The organism is Saccharothrix sp. NPDC042600 (assembly GCF_040647305.1).
Lineage (GTDB): Bacteria > Actinomycetota > Actinomycetes > Mycobacteriales > Pseudonocardiaceae > Actinosynnema > Actinosynnema mutabilis.
The window spans coordinates 1-21,597 of the sequence record NZ_JBEZBW010000131.1; the positions used below are offsets into that span (position 1 = coordinate 1).

Below are 21,597 nucleotides of genomic sequence, written 5' to 3' on the forward strand. Positions count from 1 at the left end.
CTTCCCGCCGATCACCCCCGCCGCTCCCCGGCGACCGCCTCCCGCACCGCCGCCGCCTCGGGCCGGCCCGCGCCACCCGCCGCCCCGCCCAGCACTCCGCGCCGGCCCGAACCCGTGCCGTGACTGCCCGTTCGGGCAGCCGAGACGGCCCCTGCGCGTCTTCCGGGCACCGTGCGCGCGGGTGGATGCTCGACATCTCTTCCGGGCTGTGAGGGGCGAAGTCATGCGCGGACATGAACACGAGGGTGAGGCCGCGTTCCGCCCGCGGGGCGACCGGCCGGAGCGCGAGGAGCACGACCTGATGGGCAAGGCGGCGGCGGCCGGGCGGGCCGACGTGCTCGGTCCCGCCGGGCTGCTCGGCCTCCAGCGGGCCGTGGGCAACGCGGGTGCGAGCGCGGTGGTCGAGGAGGAGTCGCCGGTGCACGGTGTCCTCCGGTCCGGCGGCGCGCCCCTGGACGCGGGCGTGCGCGAGGACATGGAAGCGCGGTTCGGCACCGACTTCTCCGGTGTCCGCGTGCACACCGACGGCGCGGCCGGCGAGTCGGCCCGCTCGGTCAACGCGCAGGCCTACACCGTGGGCGACAACATCGTCTTCCAGGACGGCAAGTACGACCCGTCCTCGGACGCCGGCAAGCACATGCTCGCCCACGAGCTGACGCACGTCGTCCAGCAGCGCAACGGACCCGTGGACGGCACGGACGCCGGCGGCGGCGTGAAGGTCAGCGACCCGTCCGACCGGTTCGAGCGCGAGGCAAGCGCCAACGCCGACCGGCTGATGTCCGCTCCCGCGCCCGCGCCGCCCGTGCAGCGCGAAGAAGACCACGCGGGCCACGACCACGTCCAGCGCGAGGAAGCCCCTGCCGAGGAGGAGGCTCCTGAGGAGGAAGCCGCCCCGGTGCAGGGCATGTTCGTCCAGCGCCAAGAGGAAGACCTCCCCGAAGAGGAGTGAGCGGCTGCCCGTTGGGGCAGCTTTCCGCTCCCCCCGGCACCGCCCGGCGGTCGTTTCGCGGGCGGGGTCACGGGAAGCAACATCGTCAGCACAGCCGGTTCCACACGCGACTTGGGAGGCGACGCAATGCCCACCTATCTCTCTCCGGGGGTGTACGTCGAGGAGGTGGAGGCGGGTGCGCGGCCCATCGAGGGCGTTGGCACCGCCGTCGCCGCCTTCGTGGGTTTCGCCGCGCGCGGCCCGTTCAACACCCCGACGCTGGTGTCCAACTGGGCCCAGTACACCCAGACCTTCGGCGACTTCCTGGAGGACAGCTACCTCGGGCAGTCGGTCTACGGCTTCTTCCTCAACGGCGGCACCAACTGCTACGTCGTGCGCATCGGCGGCGAACGCGGCAACGGCAACGGCTCCGCGCCGTCCGGCCCGCAGGCCGCCCTGGGCGGCTACCGCGTGGCCGCGAAGGAGCTGGGCGCGGCGGACATCACCGTCGAGGTGGCCGACGCGACCGGCGAGAACCCGCCGGACGACCGGTTCACGTTGCTGGTCAAGCAGAACGGCAAGGTGGTGGAGACGCACAACGTGTCCACCAAGCGCACCAAGGACAACGTCGTCACGGTCGTGAAGGAGAAGTCGAACCTGATCACGATCGAGGAGACGTCCTCGACCGCGTTGGCCAAGCCGGACAAGGGCAGCGTCACGTTGCAGGACGCGCCCGCCGCGCCGCCCGTGCCGCGCAAGGTCGCCGCCGACGACTACGTGGGCGACGTCGCCGACCGCACCGGCTTCGGGGGCCTGGAGGCCCTCGAAGAGGTCACCATGGTCTCGGTGCCCGACCTGATGAGCTCCTACCAGCGCGGCGCGATCACGTTGGAGTCGGTGAAGGCCGTGCAGCTCGCGATGATCGCCCACTGCGAGCTGATGGGCAACCGCGTCGCGATCCTCGACCCGCCGCCCGGGCTGAACCCGCAGCAGGTCCGCGACTGGCGGCAGAACGTCGCCGGCTACGACTCGAAGTACGCCGCCCTGTACTACCCGTGGGTCAAGGTGTTCGACCCGGCCAGCGACGAGCACGTGTTCGTGCCGCCGAGCGGGCACATGGCGGGCGTGTGGGCGCGCACCGACGGGACGCGCGGCGTGCACAAGGCGCCGGCGAACGAGGTCGTGCGCGGCGCGGTGGCGCTGGAGACCCAGTTGACCAAGGCCGAGCAGGAGTTGCTGAACCCGATCGGCGTCAACTGCATCCGGTCGTTCCCGGGGCGCGGCATCCGGGTGTGGGGCGCGCGGACGCTGTCGTCGGACCCGGCGTGGCGGTACCTGAACGTGCGGCGGCTGTTCAACTACCTGGAGGACTCGATCCTCCTGGGCACGCAGTGGGTCGTGTTCGAGCCGAACGACGACGCCCTGTGGGCCAGGATCCGGCGCACCATCAGCGCTTTCCTGGTCACGGAGTGGCGCAAGGGCGCGCTGTTCGGGCTCACCCCGGACGAGGCGTTCTACGTCAAGTGCGACCGCGAGACCAACCCGGCCGAGAGCATCGACCTCGGCCAGGTCGTGTGCGAGGTGGGCATCGCGCCGGTCAAGCCCGCCGAGTTCGTCATCTTCCGCCTGGCGCAGGTCTCCGGCGGCACCAGCCTGGTCAACGAGTAAAGGCGGTAACCAGTCATGGCCCTTCCCGACCTCGACACGTCCGTCGGCCACTCGTTCGGGCTGGAAGTCGACGGCGTCGCGATCAAGCAGATCTCCGAGGTGTCCGGCTTGAAGATGGAGCAGGACGTCATCGAGCTCAAGCAGAACACCAACGACGGCAAGTACATGATCAAGAAGCTGCCGGGCCGGCCCAAGGCGGGCGAGGTGACGCTGACCCGCGGCCTGACGGCGGACAACAGCTTCGAGAAGTGGGTCAAGGACTCGCACTTCGGCAAGATGAGCAACGCGCGCAAGGGCGGGGCGATCATCGTCTACGACTACGAGGGCCAGCCCATCAAGCGGTACAAGCTGACCAACGCGTGGCCGAAGTCGTTGGAGATCGGCACGTTGAAGGCGGGCGACACCAGCGTCCTGACCGAGAAGCTCGTCATCACGTACGAGCAGATGGAAATCGAGTGACGCCATGCGCAGGGTGATGGCCGCGGTTCCTCCCGTCCCTTCGGACGCTCCTGTCGATCTTTCGCCGATGCGGACGGAGTTCAACTTCGAACTGCCCCGCGGGTACGTCGACGACGCCGGCGTCGTGCACCGCACGGGCGTGATGCGCCTGGCGACGGCGCGCGACGAGCTGGTGCCGCTGCGGGACGACCGGGTGCGGGAGAACGCGGCCTACCTCACGGTGGTGCTGCTGGCCCGGGTGATCGTGCGGATCGGCACGGTGACCGACGTGCACGCGGGTGTCGTGGAGAACCTGTTCGCGTCGGACCTGGCGTTCCTGCAGGACATGTACCGGCGGATCAACAGCGAGGGGCACACCCGGGCGGCGGTGGCCTGTCCGGAGTGCGGGCACGGGTTCAGCGTGGACGTGGCGGGCGGGCGCCTGGGGGAATCGTGACGTACGCGGCCGACCGCCTCCACGAGGAGGTCGCGTACGTGGCGTACCACTTCCACTGGTCGTGGGAGTCCATCTTGGACATGGAACACGCGGACCGGTTGCGGTACGTGGCGGAGATCGCGCGGATCAACACGAGGATCAGTCAGGGGCGGTGAGGACGTGAAGTGGCCGTGGCGCAAGGACCCGACCGCGCCCGCGCGCGCCGAACCGGTGGTGCGGGGCGAGTGGCGCTTGTTGCCGCCGATCGAGCGGGTGCTGCCGGCGCACCCGTTGGTCAATCCCGTGCAGCGCTTCTCGGACACGTTGACGTCGTGGCAGTCCCCGGCCTACTTGGCTCCGTTGGTGCACGACGTGGCCCCCACCGAACCGTCCGGGGTGGTGGAGGGCTTGGCAACCCCCACCGCGGGCCCACCCATGCCCCTGGTCCCCGCGCGGCCGCGCAAATCTCGTGGCCCGGTACTGCAACGCCTCCTGAACTTCCTCCCGACCACGACGACTGCGCCCACCAGCCCGACCGCCAAGCCCGAACCCGGCGAACACACCGAACCCGAACCAGAACGGCCCACCGCCCCAGCCGATCCCGCACCGACCGCGTCCCAGCCGGCCGCTCCCGCCATCACCGCGCAACGGACGAAGTCACCGACGACCCCTCCACCACAACCGACCCCGACACCACCCAACCCACCCAAGACCACCACGCCGGCACCCGAAACGCCCCTGTCCGGCCCACCACCCGCTGAGGCACCGCTGATCGGGTCGCAACCGGCGGAAGTGCCGCTCGCGGAAGCACCACCGGCCGCGCCCCAGCCCGCCGATGCGCCGCTCGCCGATGCACCGCTCGCCGTATCGCCACCGGCCGTGTCGCCACCGGCTGTGTCGCCACCGGCCGAGATGCCGCTCGCCGATGCGCCGCTGGCCGATTCGGTGCCCTCTGGCTCGGCCGACGCGGATGCACCTTTGGTCGGTTCGGTGCCCGCCGGCTCGGCCCTCGCGGATGCGCCGCTGATCGGATCGGTGCCTGCGGACCCGGTGCTCGGTGATGTGCCGTTGGGTGCGCCGAAGGCACCGCCAGCCGGCCCACTGCCGGCCGATCCGCCGCTGACCGTCTCCCGGCTCGCTGCCCCACCACCGCCCAACCCGCCCCGGGCCAGGTCGTCGCGCATCGGATCACCCCGGATCGGCTCACCGCCACCGAAGCCGACACCCGCCGACATCCCGGCGCACAACTCCTCGACGATCCAGCGGACACCGGCGGAGGAACCCGACACCGCGCCGACCACCGGCCACCTCACCTTCCCGCTGTCCGCACCTTCCGCAACCCCGACCACCCCGACCACCCCGACCAGCCCGGCATCCACCCCCGCCCAAGCCACCCCGCCCACTCCTGCCGACCCGCCCAGCTCGCCCACTCCGACCACCCCAGCCAGCGCGCCCACGCTGGTCGGCCAGGCCAGCGCCCGCACTCTGGCCGCCCCAGTCACGGCGCAGACCGCGCCCGCTCCGGTCAGCGCGCCAACTCCGGCCACACTGATCAGCGCGCAGACCTACTCCAACCCGGGCAGCGCACCGACCCGGGCCACCCCGGTCACCGCGCAGACCTTGCCCGCTCCGGCCAGCGCGCCGATCCTCGCTGCCCCGGTGAGTGCGCCGACAGCGGGAAGCCTGCTCGCTGCACCGACTCCGCCCGACCTGGTCAGCGCGCCCACCCTGCCGAACGTGCCCGCCGATTCGCCCAGCACGCCCGCGCTCGCCAGTTCGGCCGCGTCGGCGAATCCGCTCAGCGCGCCCACGCTCGCCAGTCCGGCAGCGTCGGTGAGTCAGCCCAGCGCGCCCACGCTCGCCAATCTGCCTACGCTCGCCATCCCGTCCGGCCTCGCCATCCCGTCCACCGTCGCCGATCCGCCAACCCCGACCAGCCCGCCAGCCCTCGCCGATCCGCCAGCCCCGACCAGCCCGCCGGCCCTTGCCGGCCCGCCGGCCCCCGGCAGCCCGTCCACCGCGTCCGCCAGCCGGTCCACCGCGTCCGCCCCCACCGCGGCACCCGTTGTGGCCAGGGCGGTCAGTGGGTCGGGTGTGGGCGGCTCGGCTGTTGTTCAGCGGATGGCGGCGGTGGAGGTCGTGCCCACCCTGGGCGGTGGGTTGCCGGTGGTGGCGTCGGTGGCGAGTCCGGCCGAGTCTGTCGGTGGGAGCAGGCCTCGGGTGGGGTTGGGGGTGCCCCGTGTTGGGGGGTCGAGCGGGTCGCCGCCGGTGGCGCGCGTGCAGCGCGCCCCGTCCTCCGGCGGGGACGCGGGTGGGCCGGTGCTGGGGATGGCATCGGCCTTGCGCGTGTTGCCCCAACCGGTCGTCGAAAGCCCCGTGAGCGCGCCAGTCGAACACCACGTGGTGCAGCGCACGGAAGAAGTGGCGCCGGCGGTCGAAGAGGCGCCGAGCACCGCCGCCCCGACGTCGTCCTCCGCCGCCCCGGCGCAGCAAGCGCCGGCGGAGCCGGAGGAGTTGCTCAAGAAGCTCTACGACCCCCTCCTCCGCCGCCTCAAGGCCGAGCTGTGGCTCGACCGCGAACGCCGAGGACTGCTGACCGACCGGTGGCACTGAGAGGAAGACGCGATGGCTGGCGTGGAAGAAGCGGTTGCCGTGTGCTTCGTCGTGCGCATCGACGACGAGAGCCTCGGGTCGTTCAACAGCTGTGACGGGCTTGGGGTCGAGTTCACCGTCGAGCAGCGCGAAGAAGGCGGCAACAACGGGATGGTCTGGCAGCTCCCCACCCGCATCAAGTACTCCAACGTCAAGCTCTCCCGCCCGGTCACCAAGGACAGCGCCAAGATCATCAAGTGGATCGCGGGCATGGCGGCCGGGATCGCGCGCAAGACCGCCGTCATCGAAGCCCGCACGCTCGAAGGCACGGTGATCGCCAGTTGGTCGCTGTCGGGAGTGGTGCCGGTCCGGTGGAGCGGTCCGCAGCTGTCCGCCGACTCGCCGAAGGTCGCCACCGAAACGCTCGAACTCGCCCACCACGGCTTCCTGACCTCGGCGAGGTGACGAGATGGCCTCCCCGATCACGTTCACCTCCGCCGGCACCACCACGGCGACCTCCTACGCCGCCCCCACCAACCTCCAGAAGGCCACCCTGGCCGTCCACGAACCACCCAAGGCCGGCGGCGCGGCCAAGCCCGGCGGGTTCCTCTACGACATCACCTTCCAGTTCAACCCCAAGGAACTCACGCTCACCAAGAACGCCAAGTGGGAGCGCAGCCGCCAGCCCAACAACGCCAAGTCCGGCCCGCCGGAGTTCAAGGGCCCGGACCCGTCGAAACTCGCCCTCGAACTGTTCCTCGACGCCACCGAGCGCATGGACGACAGCGTGGTCCGCAAGGTCGAGCAGCTCTTCTCGTGCTGCGTCCCCACCCAGGACAGCCGCCAGCACGGCAAGGGCTCGCCGCCGTGGGTGATCTTCAAGTGGGGCGGCATGACGGGCTTCCCGTCCTACGTCGCGAGCGTCACCGCCAAGTACACCCTGTTCACCCCGGCCGGCACGCCCGTCCGCGCGGTGTGCACGGTGAACCTGGAGGAGATCTCCGGCGAGCACGGCGGCCAGAACCCGACCTCGGGCGCGCTGGCCGCCCGCGACTCGCACGTCCTGGTCGCCGGCGACACCCTCCAATCCCTCGCCTACAAGGCCTACGGCAACGCCGAGCTGTGGCGGGAGATCGCGGAGGCCAACGACATCGACGACCCGATGCGGCTGCGGCCGGGCACCCGCCTGCTGGTGCCCGCGTTGGAGGAGATCCGCGATGGCCGGTGAGAGCTTCGCCAACTCCCTCGTGGTCGAGGTCGAGTCCGCGCCGCTGCCCGAGGACGTCAAACCGCTGCTGACGCACGCCTTCGTGGACGACAGCCGCAACCTGCCGGACGTGTTCGTGCTGCGCTTCCGCGACCCCGGGCACGTGGTGCTGGAGAAGGGGAAGTTCAAGATCGGCGCGAAGATCGCGCTCAAGGTGCAGACCTCCGACCCGGGCGGCCCGCAGCCGCTGATGAGCGGCGAGATCACCGCCGTCGGCGTCGAGCTGGACAGCGGCGGCACGTTCACCGAGGTGCGCGGGTACGACCTGGCGCACCGGCTGTTCCGGGGCCGCCGCACCGCCGCCTACCCGAACATGACCGTCGCCGACATCGTGCGCAAGGTGGCGCAGCGCGCCAAGATCCCGACCGGCGAGATCGACGACGTGAAGGGGTTCAGCGGCAAGCCGCACACCCAGGTCAGCCAGGACAACCTCAGCGACTGGGAGTTCCTGTCCCGGCTCGCCGGCGCGGTCGGCGCGCAGCTGGCCGTGGTGGAGGGCAGGCTGAACTTCCAGCTGCCCGACAAGCCCACCGGCGCGCCGGAGCGCAACGCCAAGGCCAAGAGCAACCCGCTGGTGCTGGAGATGCACCGCAACCTGCTGTCCCTGCGCGCCGCGGTCACCGCCGCCGAGCAGGTGCCCGAGGTCAACGTCCGCGGCTGGGACCCCGAGAGCAAGAAGGCCGTGACCGCCGCCAAACCGCCGGAGATGACCGGCACGGAGATCACCGGCGTCAACCCGGAGGACCTGGCCGGGAGGTTCGGCGCGCCCCCGGTCCTGGCCACCGGCCCGTACCGGGGGCAGGGCGAGGTGGACGCGGTCGCCGCCGCGCTGAGCACCCAGCTCGGCGGGGCGTGCGCGGAACTGGCCGGCGTCGCGCGCGGCAACCCCAAGCTCAAGGCCGGCACGGCGGTCGCGCTGACCAACATCGGCGACCCGTTCGCCGGCAAGTACACGCTCACCAGCACCCGGCACCTGTTCGCCGAACAGGTCGGCTACACCACGGAGTTCACCGTGTCCGGCCGCCAGGAGCGCTCCCTGTACGGGCTGGCCAACAGCGGCCCGGCGCGGCAGGGCAGCGGTGGCCTGGTCCCGGCGCTGGTCACCGACATCCGCGACCCCGCGAAACTGGGCCGGGTCAAGGTCAAGTTCCCCTGGCTGGCCGAGGACTTCACCAGCGGGTGGGCCCGGACCGTGCACACCGGGGCGGGCGCGAACCGGGGCTCGCTGGTGCTGCCCGAGGTCGGCGACGAGGTCCTGGTCGGCTTCGAGCACGGCGACTTCGACGCGCCTTACGTCCTCGGCGGCCTCTACAACGGCAAGGACGCCACGCCCAAGCTGACCAAGGAGCCCGTGGACGGCGGCACCGGCGAGGTCACCACCCGCGGTTTCGTGTCCCGCAAGGGTCACAAGGTCGAGTTCGTGGAGGACGAGGGGATCGTCATCTCCAGCGGCGACGGGAAGTTCGTCGTCAAGCTCGACCAGAAGGCCCAGGTCATCGAGGTGACCAGCGGCAAGGCCGTGACGGTCAAGGCGCAGCACGGGATCACCATCGACGCCGGCTCCGGACCGCTGGAACTCAAGGGCCAGAAGATCACCGCGCAGGCCCAGGCCGACGTCGAGGTCAAGGCCGCCGCCCAGCTCAAGCTCAACGGCACGAGCGGCGTGAAGGTCGAGGGCGCGGCCGTCTCCGTCGCCGGACAGGGGCAGACCGAGGTCACGGCCAGTGGCGTGCTCACCGTGCGCGGCAGTCTCGTGAAGATCAACTAGAGGGGAGGCGGACATGCCACCAGCGGCGCGCGTGGGCGATCCCACCGGGCACCCGGGGACCGTCGGGCCGCCGGGCGTGCCGACCGTGCTCATCGGCGGGATGCCGGCGGCGGTCATCGGCAACCCGCACATCTGCTCGTTCCCCGGCGTGCCGCCGCACCCGCCGAGCGCGCTCGTCCCGCCGGGCTGCCCGACCGTGCTCATCGGCGGCCGACCCGCGGCGCGCATGGGCGACATGTCCGCCTGCGGCGCGCCGATCGTCGTCGGCTGCCCGACCGTCATGATCGGAGGGTGACGTGGACTTCGTCGGACGGGGCCTGGCCTTCCCGGTGCACACCGACGCCACCGGCTCGGTCGCGCTGGTCGGCGGCGAGCGCGAGGTCGTCGAGAGCATCCGGCTGATCCTGGCCACCGCGCCGGGCGAGCGGCCGATGCGCCCGGAGTTCGGCTGCGCCATCCACGACCTGGTGTTCGCGCCCGCCGACGCCGCCACCGCGGGCCGGATCGCCTACGAGGTGCGGATCTCCCTGGAGCGCTGGGAGCCGCGCATCACGCTCGCGGACGTGTCGGTCGGCTTCGACGAGGTCGACCAGGGGACGCTGCTCATCGACATCCGGTACTCCCTGCGCGGCGCCAACGACCCGCGCAACCTGGTGTTCCCCTTCTACGTCATCCCGCCGCACGAGGCCGACGAGGAGGGCGCCTGATGTCGATCCCCGCGCCGAACCTGGACGACCGCCGCTTCCAGGACCTGGTGGACGAGGCCAAGCGCCGCGTCCAGCAGCACTGTCCGGAGTGGACGGACCACAACGTCTCCGACCCCGGTGTCACGCTCATCGAGGCGTTCGCGCACATGGTGGACGAGCTGCTCTACCGGCTCAACCGCGTGCCCGCGCTGCACTACCTGAGGTTCCTGGACCTCATCGGGGTCAAGCTGTTCCCGCCCACCGCCGCCCGCGCCGAGGTCACCTTCTGGCTGTCCGCGCCGCGCGAGGTGCCGGTGGTGGTGCCGTCGGGCGCGCAGGTCGCCACCGAGCGCAGCGAGATCGAGGACCCGGTCGTGTTCACCGTGGACCGGGAGCTGTCGATCGTGCCGTGCGAGCTGAAGCACCTGGTCACGGCGTCCGCCGACCCGAACGTCCCGCCCGCCGACCGCACCGACGAGCTGCGCGACGGCAAGTCACCCGAGTGCTTCGGCGACCCGCCCACGCCCGGCGACTCCGTCCTGTTCGGACTGTCCGACGCCGTGCCGGGGTGCGCGGTGCTGCTGCGGGTCGAGGCGCACGCCGAGGGCCGGGGCGTCGACCCGCGCCGCCCGCCGTGGGTGTGGGAGGCGTGGAACGGCACCGGGTGGACGTCCTGCGAGATCGACCGCGACTCCACGGGCGGGTTCAACAAGCCCGGTGACGTCGTCCTGCACGTGCCGCGCACGCACGCCGCGTCCGTGATCGCGCGCCAACGCGCCGGCTGGCTGCGGTGCCGGGCCGTGGAACCGCCGCCGGAGCTGCCGTTCTACCAGAAGCCGCCCAAGCTGCTGGCCGTCACCGCGGCGACGATCGGCGGCACCACCGAGGCGACGCACGCGGACATCGTGCGCAACGAGACGATCGGCGTGTCCGAAGGCGTCGCGGGGCAACGGTTCGCGCTCACCCGCACGCCGGTCGTGGTGGACGAGGGCACGCTGGTGGTCGAGGTCGCCACGCCGGACGGTTGGGAGCAGTGGACCGAGGTCCGGTCGTTCGCCGAGTCAGGGCCGCGCGACAAGCACGTCGTGCTCGACCGGGTGGGCGGCGAGGTGATCTTCGGGCCGGCCATCCGGCAACCCGACGGCAGCGTCCGGCTGTTCGGCGCGGTGCCCGCGAAGTCGGCCGCGATCCGGGTGCCCGAGTACCGCACCGGCGGCGGGCTGCGCGGCAACGTCGCGCGCGGGTTGTTGCAGGTGCAGCGCGACCCGGTGCCGTTCGTCAGCTCGGTCACCAACCGCGAGCCCGCGAGCGGCGGCGTGGCGGGGGAGTCGGTGCAGGACGCGGCCCTGCGCGGCCCGCTGGTGCTGCGCACGCGCGACCGCGCGGTGACCGCCGAGGACTACGAGCTGCTGACCCGGGAGGCCGCGCCGGAGATCGCGCGGGTGCGGTGCGTCCCGGCCGGGCAGGGGTCGGCGGCGGTGCGGGTGCTCGTGGTGCCCGCCGTCGGGTCGAACGAGGAGTCCGACTTCGGCGCGCTGCAACCGGGCGCGGAGGTGCGGCAGCGCATCGAGCGGTTCCTCGACGAACGCCGCTGCATCGGCGCGCGGATCTCCGTGGAACCCCCGTACTACCAAGGCGTCACGGTCGTCGCGCAGCTGCGCTCGCGGGCCGGGACGCCCGAGGACGTCCTGCGCACCCGCGCGGTGCAGGCGTTGTACGACTACTTCAACCCGATCAGCGGCGGCCCGGACGGCGACGGCTGGCCGTTCGGGCGACCGGTGCAGTCCGGCGAGGTGTACGCGGTGCTGCAACGGGTGCCGGGCGTCGAGCTGGTCGAGGACGTCAAGCTGTTCGGCGCGAACCCGGTCACCGGCGAGCGCGGCAACGCCGTGCCGAGGCTGGACCTGCCGCCCAACGGGCTGGCGTTCTCCTACGGGCACCAGGTGCGGGTGACGCGATGAGGACCGGCGGCCCGACCCTGCCCACGCCGCACCCGCTGGCCGACCGGCTGCCCGCGGTGTACCTGGAGGACGAGTTCACCCAGCGCTTCCTGGCCGCGCTGGACGAGGTGCTGGCCCCGGTGTTCACGGCGCTGGACGGGTTCGCGGGCTACCTGGACCCGAAGGTCGCGCCGGAGGACTTCCTGGACTGGCTCGCGCACTGGGTGGCGCTGGACGTCGGCGAGGGCTGGTCGGTGCTGCAACGCCGGGCGCTGGTGGCCAACGCCGTGCAGTTGCACCGGTGGCGCGGCACGCGTCGTGGGCTGATCGCGCACGTGCGGCTGCTGACCGGCGGCCAGGTGGAGGTCGTGGACAGCGGCGGGTGCACGTCGTCGGACCGTCCGGGCGCGCCGCTGCCGGACACCGGTCCGGCGCGGGTGGTGGTGCGGGTGCGGGTGGCCGACCCGGGCGCGGTGGACCGGGTCCGCCTGTCGGCCGCGATCGCCGCCGCGGTGCCCGCGCACGTGGCGGTGGAATTGGAGGTTGGGGGACTGTGATCGTCTGTGCGCAGTGCGGGGAGCGCAACGCCCGGGGTGCGGAGTTCTGCGGGTCGTGCGGCACCTACCTGGAGTGGGAACGGGCCCCGGCCGCCCAACCGGTCCCGGGCCCACCGGGACCAGGGCAGCCAGGACCAGGGCAGCCGGGACCAGGGCAGCCGGGACCGGGCAGAGCCGGCTCGGGGCCGCCGGCGCCGGGCTGGGGCGGGCCGGGCCAGAGCGGCTCGGGGCCGCCCGCGCCCGGCTGGAGCGGGCCGGCGCAGGCCCCGCCGGGGTGGGGTGGTCCGGGGCAGAGCGGTTCGGGGCAGCCCGTGCACCCGCAGCCGCCACAACCGCAGCCGCCACAACCGCAGCCCCCACCACCACAGCCCCGGGCGCAGCAGCCGGGGGCCATGCAGCCCACCGACGAGCGCCGCACCCCGCCGCCCCCCCGTCCCCGGTTCACCGAGCGCCGCCAACCCCAGCCCGGTGACCTCATCTGCGGCCAGTGCGGCGAGGCCAACCCGCCGTCGCGGAAGTTCTGCGCCCGGTGCGGCGAGAAGCTCGCCGACGCCCAGGTGGTCCCGGAGAAGTGGTGGCGGCGGTTCCTGCCCCGGCGCGAACCCGCCGCCGCCGGCACCCGCCGCCGCCGACGCCGGACGTCGGTCGGCCGCACGGTCGGCCGCGTGCTGCGCTGGTCGGTCGTCGTCGCCCTGCTCGGCGGCCTCGGCCTCTACGGCCTGCACAGCCAGTTCCGCGGCGCGGTCAACAGCCAGGCCACCGGCCTCGCGAGCACGGTCAAGGACTGGTTCAGCAACGAGGCCAAGCCGGTGCGCCCGAACGACGTCACCGCCAACGTGGCGAGCCCCGACCACGGCGCGGGCCTGGCCGCCGACAACAACAAGGCCACCTACTGGTCCGCGCCCCTCGAACCCACGCCCCCCGCGCTGGTGCTGAAGTTCGACCGCAAGGTGGACCTGGCGCAGGCGATGTTCCTGGTCGGCATCCCGGACGCCTTCCAGACCGCGCACCGCCCGGACAAGGTGCACCTGGTCTATTCGAACGGCAAGACCCAGGACCTCAACCTGGTCGACCTGCCCGAGCCCAAGGCCGTGAAGCTCGAAGGCGCGCAGGGCGTCGAGTGGGTCGAGGTGCACGTCGAGTCGGTGCACCGGTCGTTGCAGGGCACCGAGGTCGCCATCTCCGAGATCGAGCTCTTCACGGTGGAATGAGGCAGAGGTGAACAGGACGACCGCGGTGGCCCTGGCCGGCGTGCTGCTCGGCGGTGTGCTGCTCGCCGACCGCCCCGCCGCCCAGGCCCAGCCCGAACCGCTCATGCCCTACCGGATCGGGTTCAGCCGGGTCGCGACGGGCGACGAAGCGGGCGACCTGTGGAGCACCGACTCGCGCGGCGGCAACCCGCTGGCGACCACGGCGAGCGGCGTGCTGCACGACACCGACCCCGCGTACTCGCCGGACGGCACGCGCCTGGCGTGGACCCAGCAGGCCGACGGTGGGGTGGTCAAGGTCGCCAACGCCGACGGCTCCAACCAGCGCACCCTGCGCGGCGAGGACCCGACGTGGTCGCCCGACGGCACCCGGCTCGCCGTCACCGACGGGGGCGAGGTCGTCGTGCTGCGCGTGGCGGACGGGGTGGAACTGGCCCGGATCCCGTTCCCCGACCACCTCGACGGCCGCGACCACAGCCCCGCGTGGTCCCCGGACGGCCGCACCATCGCGTTCAGCCGCGACACCGAAGCCGTGGAGATCTCGCAGGTCCACCCGCGCTCGGTGAGCGGCTCCACCCCGCTGGGCGGCTCCTTCACCACCACCGCCGCGCTGCGCACCCCGAACGTCCCCGCCCGCCCGGAGATCATGTTCCTGCTCGACACCACCGGGTCCATGGGCACGATGATCGACGCGGTGCGGACCAACCTCGGCAAAGCGATGGAGCAGATCTCCGAGAAGGAACCCCTGGCCCGCTACGGCATCGCCGCCTACCAGGACGTCACCGACGGCGAAGCCCTGCGCTACCAGAGGGTGCGGACGCCGACCACCCGCGAGGAGATCCAGAAGGTCCTGGACGACGACGAGCAGCTCGTCATCGGCTACGGCGGCGACGCCATGGAGGACTGGTTCAACGCCCTGCACCACATCTCCCGGGACCCCGAGATCTTCGGCCAACCCGGCACCAGCCGGATCATCGTGCTCGCCGGTGACGCCGCCAGCCACGACGGCGACGACTACTGCGACTTCCCGGGCTGCCCGAACACCGACCCGTACTGGGACGAGGAGACGATCGAAGAGGACCTGGTGAGCCGGGACATCCACTTCTCGGCCGTGCCCGTCCTGGTGCCCGCGAACCCGGACCCCGAGGCGGAGCCGTACCCGCACCTCGACTTCCGCGGGCAGGCGACCCGGCTGACCAAGGCCACCGACGGCGTGCTGACCGAGGGCTACACGGCCGAGGAGATCGTCAAGGGCATCCAGGCGGGCATCGAGCGCATCCCGGTCACCGTGACCCCGCGCGCCAACTGCCCGGCGGGCGTGTCGATCGAGTTCACCCCGCCCTCGGCGACCGTGCCGGGCAACACCGAGGTGCGGTTCCAGGAGACCGTGCGCCTGGAGCCGCCCGGACCGGGCATCGCCGCCGCGGGGGACCGGCACACCTGCACCGTGGACTTCCTGTTCGACGGCGTCCCGCCCGGTCAGCCGCACGTGCAGACCATCCGCGTCGCGGAGGCCGCCGCCGGCCTCCCGACCGTCGTGGTCAACGGCGACACGGTGGTCAGCCCCGGCGGGACGCCGGTCGCGGTGCCGTTCACCGCCTCCGCCACCTCGGTGACCGGCGCACCGCTCACCCCGACCTGCGACGCCAAGCCGACCGACCTGTTCCCCGTCGGCGTCACCACGGTCACCTGCACCGCGAGCGAAGACGAACGCGGCAACCGGGCCAGTGCGCCGGTCGCCGTGGTCGTCCCGGAAACCAGGCCCAGCACCGACATCTGGCTCGCCGACGTCTCCGGACCGCTCCGGCAGACCAACCTGTCCCGGCTGTTCGCCCCGGACTGCGCGCGCGACGACACGTCACCCGCCTGGTCGCCCGACGGCTCCCGGTTGGTGTTCGCGCACGCGGGGCGGGCGCTGTGCGTGGCCGACGCGTCGGGGGTCAACGCCCGGCCGATCTTCACCGCCGACCTCTGCCTGGACTCGCCCGCGTGGTCGCCCGACGGCGCGCTGATCGCGTTCGACCAGTGCGCGGGGGAGTTCGGCGCCACCCGCATCTGGCGGGTCGCGCCCTCCGGCGGGCCGGCGACCGTGCTGGTGGCCGACCCGGCCGCGCAGGTCGGGGTCGCCGCGTTCCAGCCGCTGCCCGACCTCGCGGTGGTGGCGGCGGTCGCGCCCGCCGCGATCCCGTTCGAGGGCACCACGACCGCCCGGTTCACCGTCACCAACACCGGCCTCGCGCCGACCTCGCCGACCGTGACCCTGACCGTCCCGCCGGGGCTGCGCGTCGAGACGGTCACCACCAGCGCGGGCACGTGCGTCGGCACCACCTGCACGCCCGGTCGGATGCCGCCCCGCGGCCGGGTCGAGATCCGGGTCACCGTGACCGGGACGGCGGCGGGCAGCCAGGTCGTCGCCGCCGACGCCGGCCAGGACGTCAACCCCGGCGACAACCGGGCGCAGGTGACGATCCGCGTCGCCGATCCGATCAAGCCGCCCGCCAACCCGGGTTCGCTGTCGATGGCGGTCGCCGTGCTGCCGCAGGAGAGTTTCGTCGGCGGTGACGACATCGTGCTGTCCTACAAGGTGCGCAACGGCGCGGGCGAGCCGATGACGGACGTCCGCGTGGTGACTTCCCTCCCGCCGCAACTGACCCCGGTCGGAGCCGTCTCACCGGGCTGTGCCGCGGACGGGTCGGTGTGCACGATCGGTGTCCTGCAACCACTCCAGGAAGCCGACGTGCGGATCACGTTGCCCGCCAAGGCCGCCGTGGACACCACCGCGGGCGGCTCGGTGCTGGGCGTCGGACCCGACAACAACGCCGCCGACAACACGGCCGTCGCGAAAGTCCTGGTGCGCCAACCGAAGGTGACCGTGGACCCGCTCGTCGGACCGGGCGGGTTCGTGCCGCGCGCCGTCGGCAGCGGGTTCCCGCCCGGCGGCACGGTGAAGGTCGCCTGGACCGTCGGCATCTCCGCCACCCCCGGCACGGTGGTGGTGCGGGACGACGGCACGTTCGAGGCCCAGGTGCTGGTGTTCGAGAACGACCTGGTCGGCCCGCGCGAGCTGGCCGCGACCGCCGAGGCCGGACCCGGGTTCGCGGTCGTGCGGTCGAACCCGTTCCTGGTCGTGCCGAAATCGCTGCAACCGCCCGACTTCGTGGGCCGCGGCTGAACGGCTGCCCGTTGGGGCAGTGCGCGGAGCACCGGCCCCCACCCTTCCGACTCGTCCTCCCCGACCGCTTCTCGAACAGGATTACGACATGGGCGCTACCGCGACGCTGTCCGCCACGGGTCTGTCCGTGGAACCGGGCTCCGAGGTCACGTGCACGGTCGTCGTGCGCAACACCGGCCAGCTGGTCGACCAGTTCACCGTCGACGTGGTCGGCGACGCCGCGGGCTGGGCCGTGGCCGAGCCGGCGGCGGTGAACCTGGTGCCGCAGGCCTCCGAGGCGGTGACCGTGCGGTTCGCGCCACCCCGGGCGGCGAGCGTGCCGGCCGGGGCGGTGCCGTTCGGCGTCCGCGTCACCTCCCGCGAGGACCCGTACGGGTCCGTGGTGGAGGAGGGCGTGGTCGAGGTCGGCGCGTTCACCGACCTGAGCGCGGAACTGGTGCCCGGCAAGGTCGAGGCCGGGAGGCGCGGCAGGTTCGAGCTGGCCGTGGACAACGTCGGCAACCACCCGGTCGGCGTGCGGTTCACCCCCGGCGACCCGGACGGCGAGCTGGACTTCAAGCTCGACCGCAGCGAGGTGGTGCTCGCGCCCGGCACGGCCGCGTTCGTCAAGCTGCTCGTGAAGCCGCACGACACGTTCCTGCGCGGCCAGCCGCAGTCCAAGCCGTTCCGGGTGGAGGTGCTGCCCGACGTGGGCGGCCCGCTGGTCGCGGACGGCATGTTCGTGCAGCGGTCGTTGCTGCCCAAGTGGTTGCTGCCGGCGCTGCTCGCGTTGCTGGCGCTGGCCCTCGTCGTGGCCACCCTGTGGTTCACCGTGCTCCAGCCCGCCGTGAAGTCCGCCGCGCGCGAGGCCGCGACCCAGCAGGCCGCCGACGTCAAGGCCGCCGCCGACCGCGCCGAGGAGAGCGCCGGCGCGGCCAAGCAGGAGGCCGAGCAGGCCAAGGGCAACTCGGACCGGGCGATGGAGGCCGTGGGCCTGGACCCCGGCGCGCCGCCCGGGTCGCAGCCCACCGGCACCCCGCCCCGCGCGGGGGCGCAGGCCGGTGAGCCCACGGACTTCCGGGTCGCGGCGGACGCGGCGATCGTGGCCAACGCCGACCAGTTCACCGACTTCGTGTTCACCCCGCCGGACGGCAAGACCCTGCGGGTCAGCGACATCGTGCTGCAGAACCCGCGCGGCGACACCGGCACCATCCGCGTCCTGCGCGACGCGGGCGGCACGCGCAGCGGCATCCTGGAGATCGGCCTGGCCAACTTCCGCGACCTGGACCGCCACTACGTCGAGCCGCTGCGGTTCAAGCCGGGCGAGAAGATCGTGGTCGCCGTGAGCTGCCAGAACCCGGCCGAGAAGGGCAACTGCAAGCCCTCGGTGTCCTTCTCCGGCCGGGTCGAGTGAAGCCGCGTCGGCTCGTCAGATCAAGCCCTCGCGCAACGCGAACGCCACGGCGTGGGCGCGGTTGCGCAACTGGAAGCGGTTGGTGATGTCGTGCAGGATGCTCTTGACCGTCCGCTGCGAGTAGCACAGCTTCTCGGCGATCTCGCGGGTCTCGAAGCCGTCCGCGATCAGCCGCAGCACCTCGGTCTCCCGGTCGGACATGCCGGCCATGGTCCAGCCGTTCGGGTTCAGCACGTTGCGCTGCAACCGGGACACCCGGTCCAGCAACCGGCCCAGCAGGTCCGCGGGCAGCGCGCCCTGGCCCGCCGCGGTGGCCTTCACCAGGCGCACCAACGTGTCCGGGGTGGCGTCCGAGCGGCGGATGACCGCCGAGACGCCGGAGCTGACGATGTTGAGCAGCTCCGGGTCGGCGATGTCGCCCGCCACCAGCACGATGTTCGGGCTGCCCTGCACCTGCAGCCGGCGCAGGAGTTGCTGCGCCGGCCCGTCCAGCTTCTCCAGCACCACCAACGCCACCGGCGCGGGCTCGTCGGGTTCGACCAGCCTGATCTCCGGCCGCGACCGCAGGGCCGCGGTCACCCCGGCCCGCGTGATCGAATCCGCCGCGTGCAGCACCACCGCGATCTGCTCACCGTTCATGCCCGGCTCCCCAGCCTCGTGCGTCGAGTCCCGTGACCATGGTCGCCACCCGGTGCGTCCCGGCACTATGGGCCCGTCGTCCCGATGTGTCCCGGGTCGTCGCCCAGACCGGCCTCCTTCGCCCGGGACACCGCCTGCGCGCGGTCGGCCACGTGCAGCTTGCGCAGGATGTTCGACACGTGGTTGCGCACGGTCTTCGGGCTGAGCACCAGGACCCGCGCGATGGCCGCGTTGCCGCGGCCGTCGGCCATTAGCCGCAGCACCTCGCGCTCCCGCGTGGTCAGCTCCGGGAACGCCTCCGGCTTGGCCTTGCGGCCGGTGCCGAAGTAGGCGAGCAGCCGGACCGCGATGCCGGGGCTGAAGATCGCCTCGCCCTCGGCCACCGCCCGCACCGCGCGGACGATCTGCTGCGGCTTCGCGGCCTTGAGCAGGTAGCCCAGCGCGCCCGCGCGCATCGCGGCGAACACCGACTCGTCGTCGTCGAACATCGTCAGCACCAGCACCCGCACGCCCGGGTCGCGCGCCACGATCCGCCGGATGGCCTCGACCCCGCCCAGGTCGGGCATGTTCAGGTCCATCACCACGACGTCCGGCTTCAGCGTGGACGCCAGTTCGACGGCCATCTCGCCGCCGGACGCCTCGCCGACCAGCTCCACGTCGGTGGCGGCGGTCAGCGCGGCGGCGAGCCCGTAGCGGAACAGCGGGTGGTCGTCCGCGACCAGCGCCCGCAGCATGTCCCGCTCACACCCCACCCGCGACCGGGAGGTCCGCCGCCACGCGCGTGCCCCCGGCGGCGGCGTGCTCCATGTTCCAGGTGCCGCCCACCTCGTGGGCGCGCTCCCGCATGGAGCTCAACCCGATCCCGTCCCCGCCGCGCGGGCCCGCGCCCACCCCGTCGTCCACGACCTCGACGTGCAACCCGCCCGCGCACCACAGCCGCACCACGCAGTGCCGCGCACCCGCGTGCCGCACGACGTTGGTCACCGCCTCGCACACGATCCGGTAAGCCGCGACCTGCACCGCCACCGGCAGCTCCGGCAGGGTTCCGGGCACCTGCACGTCCATCGCCACCGGGTGCCGGTCGGCCAACGTGGCCACATGCGCCCGCACCGCGCCCACCAGGCCCAACCGGGCCAGCTCGGCGGGGTAGGCGCCGGCGGCGAGCCGCCGGATCTCGCCCACGGCGTGGTACATCTCCTCTTCCAGCCGCGCGAGCAGCGACCCGGCCGAAGCGGGGTCCTGCCCGACGAGCTGCCGAGCGGCGCGCAACCCGAGCGCGATCGCCGCGAGCGAGGGCCCCAGACCGTCGTGCAGGTCGCGCAGCACCCGGCGGCGGGCCTCGTCGGCCGCGTCGGTGGACACCGCGAACTCGCGACGCATGTCCCCTCCCCCGGTGCTCACCGCTCGGGCTTCGTCGCCTCGACCGTGAAGTCGTCCGGTTAACGGACGTCGTTTCAAGCAACCGGCCAGGTTCCCACGTTCGAGGGAACCGTCCGTCTCATTAGTGACGGAACGACGTATCACGGCGCCAACTGTGTGCTCCATACGGAGAGGAGGCACCACAGGAGGGTGAAAATGCGGCAGGCTGCTGGCGGCAGGGCGGTCCTACAGGTGCACCCGACGAGGCTGTGCAACCTCCGGTGCCGGCACTGCTACTCCAGCTCGGGGCCCGACGTGGCGGAGTCCGTGCCGGTCGGGCTGCTGTCCCGGGTCGTCCGGGACGCGGCGGCCCTGGGCTACGACGTGCTGAACGTGACCGGCGGCGAGCCGTTCCTGTACCCGGAACTGCCCGGCTTGCTGCGGGCGGCCCGGGACGCCGGGATGCGCACGACGGTGACCACGAACGCGGTGGCCCTGACCCAGCGGCGGATCGGGTTGGTGCGGGGCCTGGTGGACCTGGTCGCGGTATCGTTGGACGGCGACCAGCCGACCCATGACCGGATCCGTGACCAGCAAGGGTGTTTCACGAAGGCGTTGGCCGGCATCCGGCGGTTGACGGAAGCGGGCATCCCGGTGGGCGTGGTGACGACGCTGACCCAGGGCAACGCCACCCAGTTGGGCGACGTGGCGGTGGCGGCGGCGCAGTCGGGCGCGTTGCTGCTGCAGGTGCACCCGTTGGAGCCGGAAGGTGCCGCCGGCTTGTTGATGGCGGGCGAGCGGCCGGACGCGGTGGAGTTGGCGTACGCGGCGGTGGAGTTGGGGCGGATCGCCGAGGAACACGGGTTGGCGGTGCAGCTCGACGCGGTGCCCCGGACGTTGTTGACCCGGAAACCGGAGGCATTCATGGCGGCCCCGGTGGGGGAGGACGCGCCGTTGGGGACTTGGTTGACGCCGTTGGTGATCGAGTCGAACGGCGCGGCGGTGCCGGTGGCTTACGGGTTCGACCGAAGGTATTGGTTGGGGAACGTGTACGAGCGGTCGTTGGCGGAGTTGGCGTCGGGGTGGGATCGAAGGCCGTTGCTGGAGTTGTGCCGGGCGACTTGGCAGCGTTTGGCGGAGGGCCGAACCGGCCCGCTGATCGCTTGGTACGGCCACCTGGTACGCGCGTCCCGAACCCAACGATCCGCCACCGCCGGCCGCTGACCCGCCCCACCCGCTCACCCGCCCGCCGCTCACCCGCCCGCCGCTCACCCGCCCGCCGCTCACCCGCCCGCCGCTGACCCACCCCACCGCTCACCCGCCTCCGCCGACCCACCCCAGCGCTCACTCGCGTCCGCTGGTAACCGACCACCAGGCGCAGCGGCACGCTTTCCGCCGCGCGCCGGCGCTTTCGCCGCGCAGCGGCGGCTGAGCTACCAGCCACAGGGGGTCTTCGTGTTCCCCACCGTATGACCTGCCCGAAGGGCTACCACAGATTGCCGGGGTCGGGCCAAAAAGTTTTGCGAGGAACGAGCAAAAGTTTTTC

Annotated in this window: 20 protein-coding genes; 17 read left to right on the plus strand and 3 right to left on the minus strand. The window is 72.6% G+C overall.

Annotation, left to right across the window (positions count from 1 at the left end; genetic code table 11):
* The first annotated feature begins 223 nt into the window (after positions 1–223).
* The 16 genes from AB0A74_RS38775 to AB0A74_RS38850 all read left to right on the plus strand — a co-directional run bounded on the left by AB0A74_RS38775 (position 224) and on the right by AB0A74_RS38850 (position 18,053).
* Entirely contained in the window at positions 224–949 is a 726-nt protein-coding gene (locus AB0A74_RS38775; RefSeq protein WP_358257629.1) for a DUF4157 domain-containing protein, read from the plus strand.
* 126 nt (positions 950–1,075) lie between these two features.
* Positions 1,076–2,596 (plus strand): phage tail sheath subtilisin-like domain-containing protein, encoded by a 1,521-nt coding sequence (locus AB0A74_RS38780; RefSeq protein ID WP_358257631.1) that lies wholly within the window; start codon positions 1,076–1,078, stop codon positions 2,594–2,596.
* Positions 2,597–2,611: 15 nt separating this feature from the next.
* Complete coding sequence (locus AB0A74_RS38785) at positions 2,612–3,055, plus strand: phage tail protein (protein WP_358257633.1); 444 nt, start codon at positions 2,612–2,614, stop codon at positions 3,053–3,055.
* A 4-nt stretch (positions 3,056–3,059) separates the two neighbouring features.
* A complete protein-coding gene (locus tag AB0A74_RS38790; RefSeq protein ID WP_358257635.1) occupies positions 3,060–3,491 on the plus strand; it encodes a hypothetical protein in 432 nt (143 codons plus the stop codon).
* On the plus strand, positions 3,488–3,646 hold the full coding sequence (locus AB0A74_RS38795; RefSeq protein ID WP_121227457.1) for a DUF6760 family protein: 159 nt from the start codon (positions 3,488–3,490) through the stop codon (positions 3,644–3,646). Before AB0A74_RS38790 ends, AB0A74_RS38795 begins: the two co-directional genes overlap by 4 nt.
* A 4-nt stretch (positions 3,647–3,650) precedes the next feature.
* Positions 3,651–6,083, plus strand: coding sequence for a hypothetical protein (locus AB0A74_RS38800; protein WP_358257637.1), 2,433 nt, complete (start codon positions 3,651–3,653; stop codon positions 6,081–6,083).
* 12 nt (positions 6,084–6,095) lie between these two features.
* Positions 6,096–6,527, plus strand: coding sequence for a phage tail protein (locus AB0A74_RS38805; protein ID WP_358257638.1), 432 nt, complete (start codon positions 6,096–6,098; stop codon positions 6,525–6,527).
* A 4-nt stretch (positions 6,528–6,531) separates the two neighbouring features.
* The gene (locus AB0A74_RS38810) at positions 6,532–7,290 is read left to right on the plus strand and encodes a LysM peptidoglycan-binding domain-containing protein (RefSeq protein ID WP_358257639.1); all 759 of its coding nucleotides are present in this window, start codon (positions 6,532–6,534) and stop codon (positions 7,288–7,290) included.
* Positions 7,280–9,097 (plus strand): VgrG-related protein, encoded by a 1,818-nt coding sequence (locus AB0A74_RS38815; protein ID WP_358257641.1) that lies wholly within the window; start codon positions 7,280–7,282, stop codon positions 9,095–9,097. The genes AB0A74_RS38810 and AB0A74_RS38815 overlap by 11 nt, the downstream gene beginning before the upstream one ends.
* 13 nt (positions 9,098–9,110) lie before the next feature.
* On the plus strand, positions 9,111–9,392 hold the full coding sequence (locus AB0A74_RS38820) for a PAAR domain-containing protein (RefSeq protein ID WP_358257643.1): 282 nt from the start codon (positions 9,111–9,113) through the stop codon (positions 9,390–9,392).
* Between the two features lies 1 nt (position 9,393).
* Positions 9,394–9,804: a GPW/gp25 family protein gene (locus AB0A74_RS38825; protein WP_358257644.1), complete on the plus strand. Its 411-nt coding sequence runs from the start codon at positions 9,394–9,396 to the stop codon at positions 9,802–9,804.
* A complete protein-coding gene (locus AB0A74_RS38830) occupies positions 9,804–11,744 on the plus strand; it encodes a putative baseplate assembly protein (RefSeq protein WP_358257646.1) in 1,941 nt (646 codons plus the stop codon). The genes AB0A74_RS38825 and AB0A74_RS38830 overlap by 1 nt, the downstream gene beginning before the upstream one ends.
* Positions 11,741–12,280 carry a phage tail protein gene (locus AB0A74_RS38835; RefSeq protein ID WP_358257648.1) on the plus strand — a complete coding sequence of 180 codons (540 nt, stop codon included), beginning with the start codon at positions 11,741–11,743 and terminating at the stop codon, positions 12,278–12,280. The genes AB0A74_RS38830 and AB0A74_RS38835 overlap by 4 nt, the downstream gene beginning before the upstream one ends.
* A 392-nt stretch (positions 12,281–12,672) precedes the next feature.
* Positions 12,673–13,491, plus strand: coding sequence for a zinc ribbon domain-containing protein (locus AB0A74_RS38840; protein ID WP_358257650.1), 819 nt, complete (start codon positions 12,673–12,675; stop codon positions 13,489–13,491).
* A gap of 7 nt (positions 13,492–13,498) precedes the next feature.
* Positions 13,499–16,660 (plus strand): translocation protein TolB, encoded by a 3,162-nt coding sequence (locus AB0A74_RS38845; RefSeq protein ID WP_358257652.1) that lies wholly within the window; start codon positions 13,499–13,501, stop codon positions 16,658–16,660.
* Between the two features lie 88 nt (positions 16,661–16,748).
* Positions 16,749–18,053, plus strand: coding sequence for a hypothetical protein (locus tag AB0A74_RS38850; RefSeq protein ID WP_358257654.1), 1,305 nt, complete (start codon positions 16,749–16,751; stop codon positions 18,051–18,053).
* Positions 18,054–18,068: 15 nt separating this feature from the next.
* On the opposite strand, the gene AB0A74_RS38855 is transcribed toward AB0A74_RS38850, so the two are convergent.
* The 3 genes from AB0A74_RS38855 to AB0A74_RS38865 form a co-directional block, all read right to left on the minus strand.
* Positions 18,069–18,692, minus strand: a complete 624-nt coding sequence (locus AB0A74_RS38855; RefSeq protein WP_309115283.1) for a response regulator transcription factor — start codon at positions 18,690–18,692, stop codon at positions 18,069–18,071.
* A 65-nt stretch (positions 18,693–18,757) separates the two neighbouring features.
* Positions 18,758–19,426: a response regulator transcription factor gene (locus AB0A74_RS38860; RefSeq protein ID WP_358257656.1), complete on the minus strand. Its 669-nt coding sequence runs from the start codon at positions 19,424–19,426 to the stop codon at positions 18,758–18,760.
* Positions 19,427–19,433: 7 nt separating this feature from the next.
* Positions 19,434–20,072, minus strand: coding sequence for a sensor histidine kinase (locus tag AB0A74_RS38865; RefSeq protein ID WP_358257658.1), 639 nt, complete (start codon positions 20,070–20,072; stop codon positions 19,434–19,436).
* 195 nt (positions 20,073–20,267) lie between these two features.
* Here AB0A74_RS38865 and AB0A74_RS38870 point away from each other — a divergent pair, with 195 nt between their 5' ends.
* Positions 20,268–21,275, plus strand: a complete 1,008-nt coding sequence (locus tag AB0A74_RS38870) for a radical SAM protein (RefSeq protein ID WP_358257660.1) — start codon at positions 20,268–20,270, stop codon at positions 21,273–21,275.
* Positions 21,276–21,597: the final 322 nt, after the last annotated feature.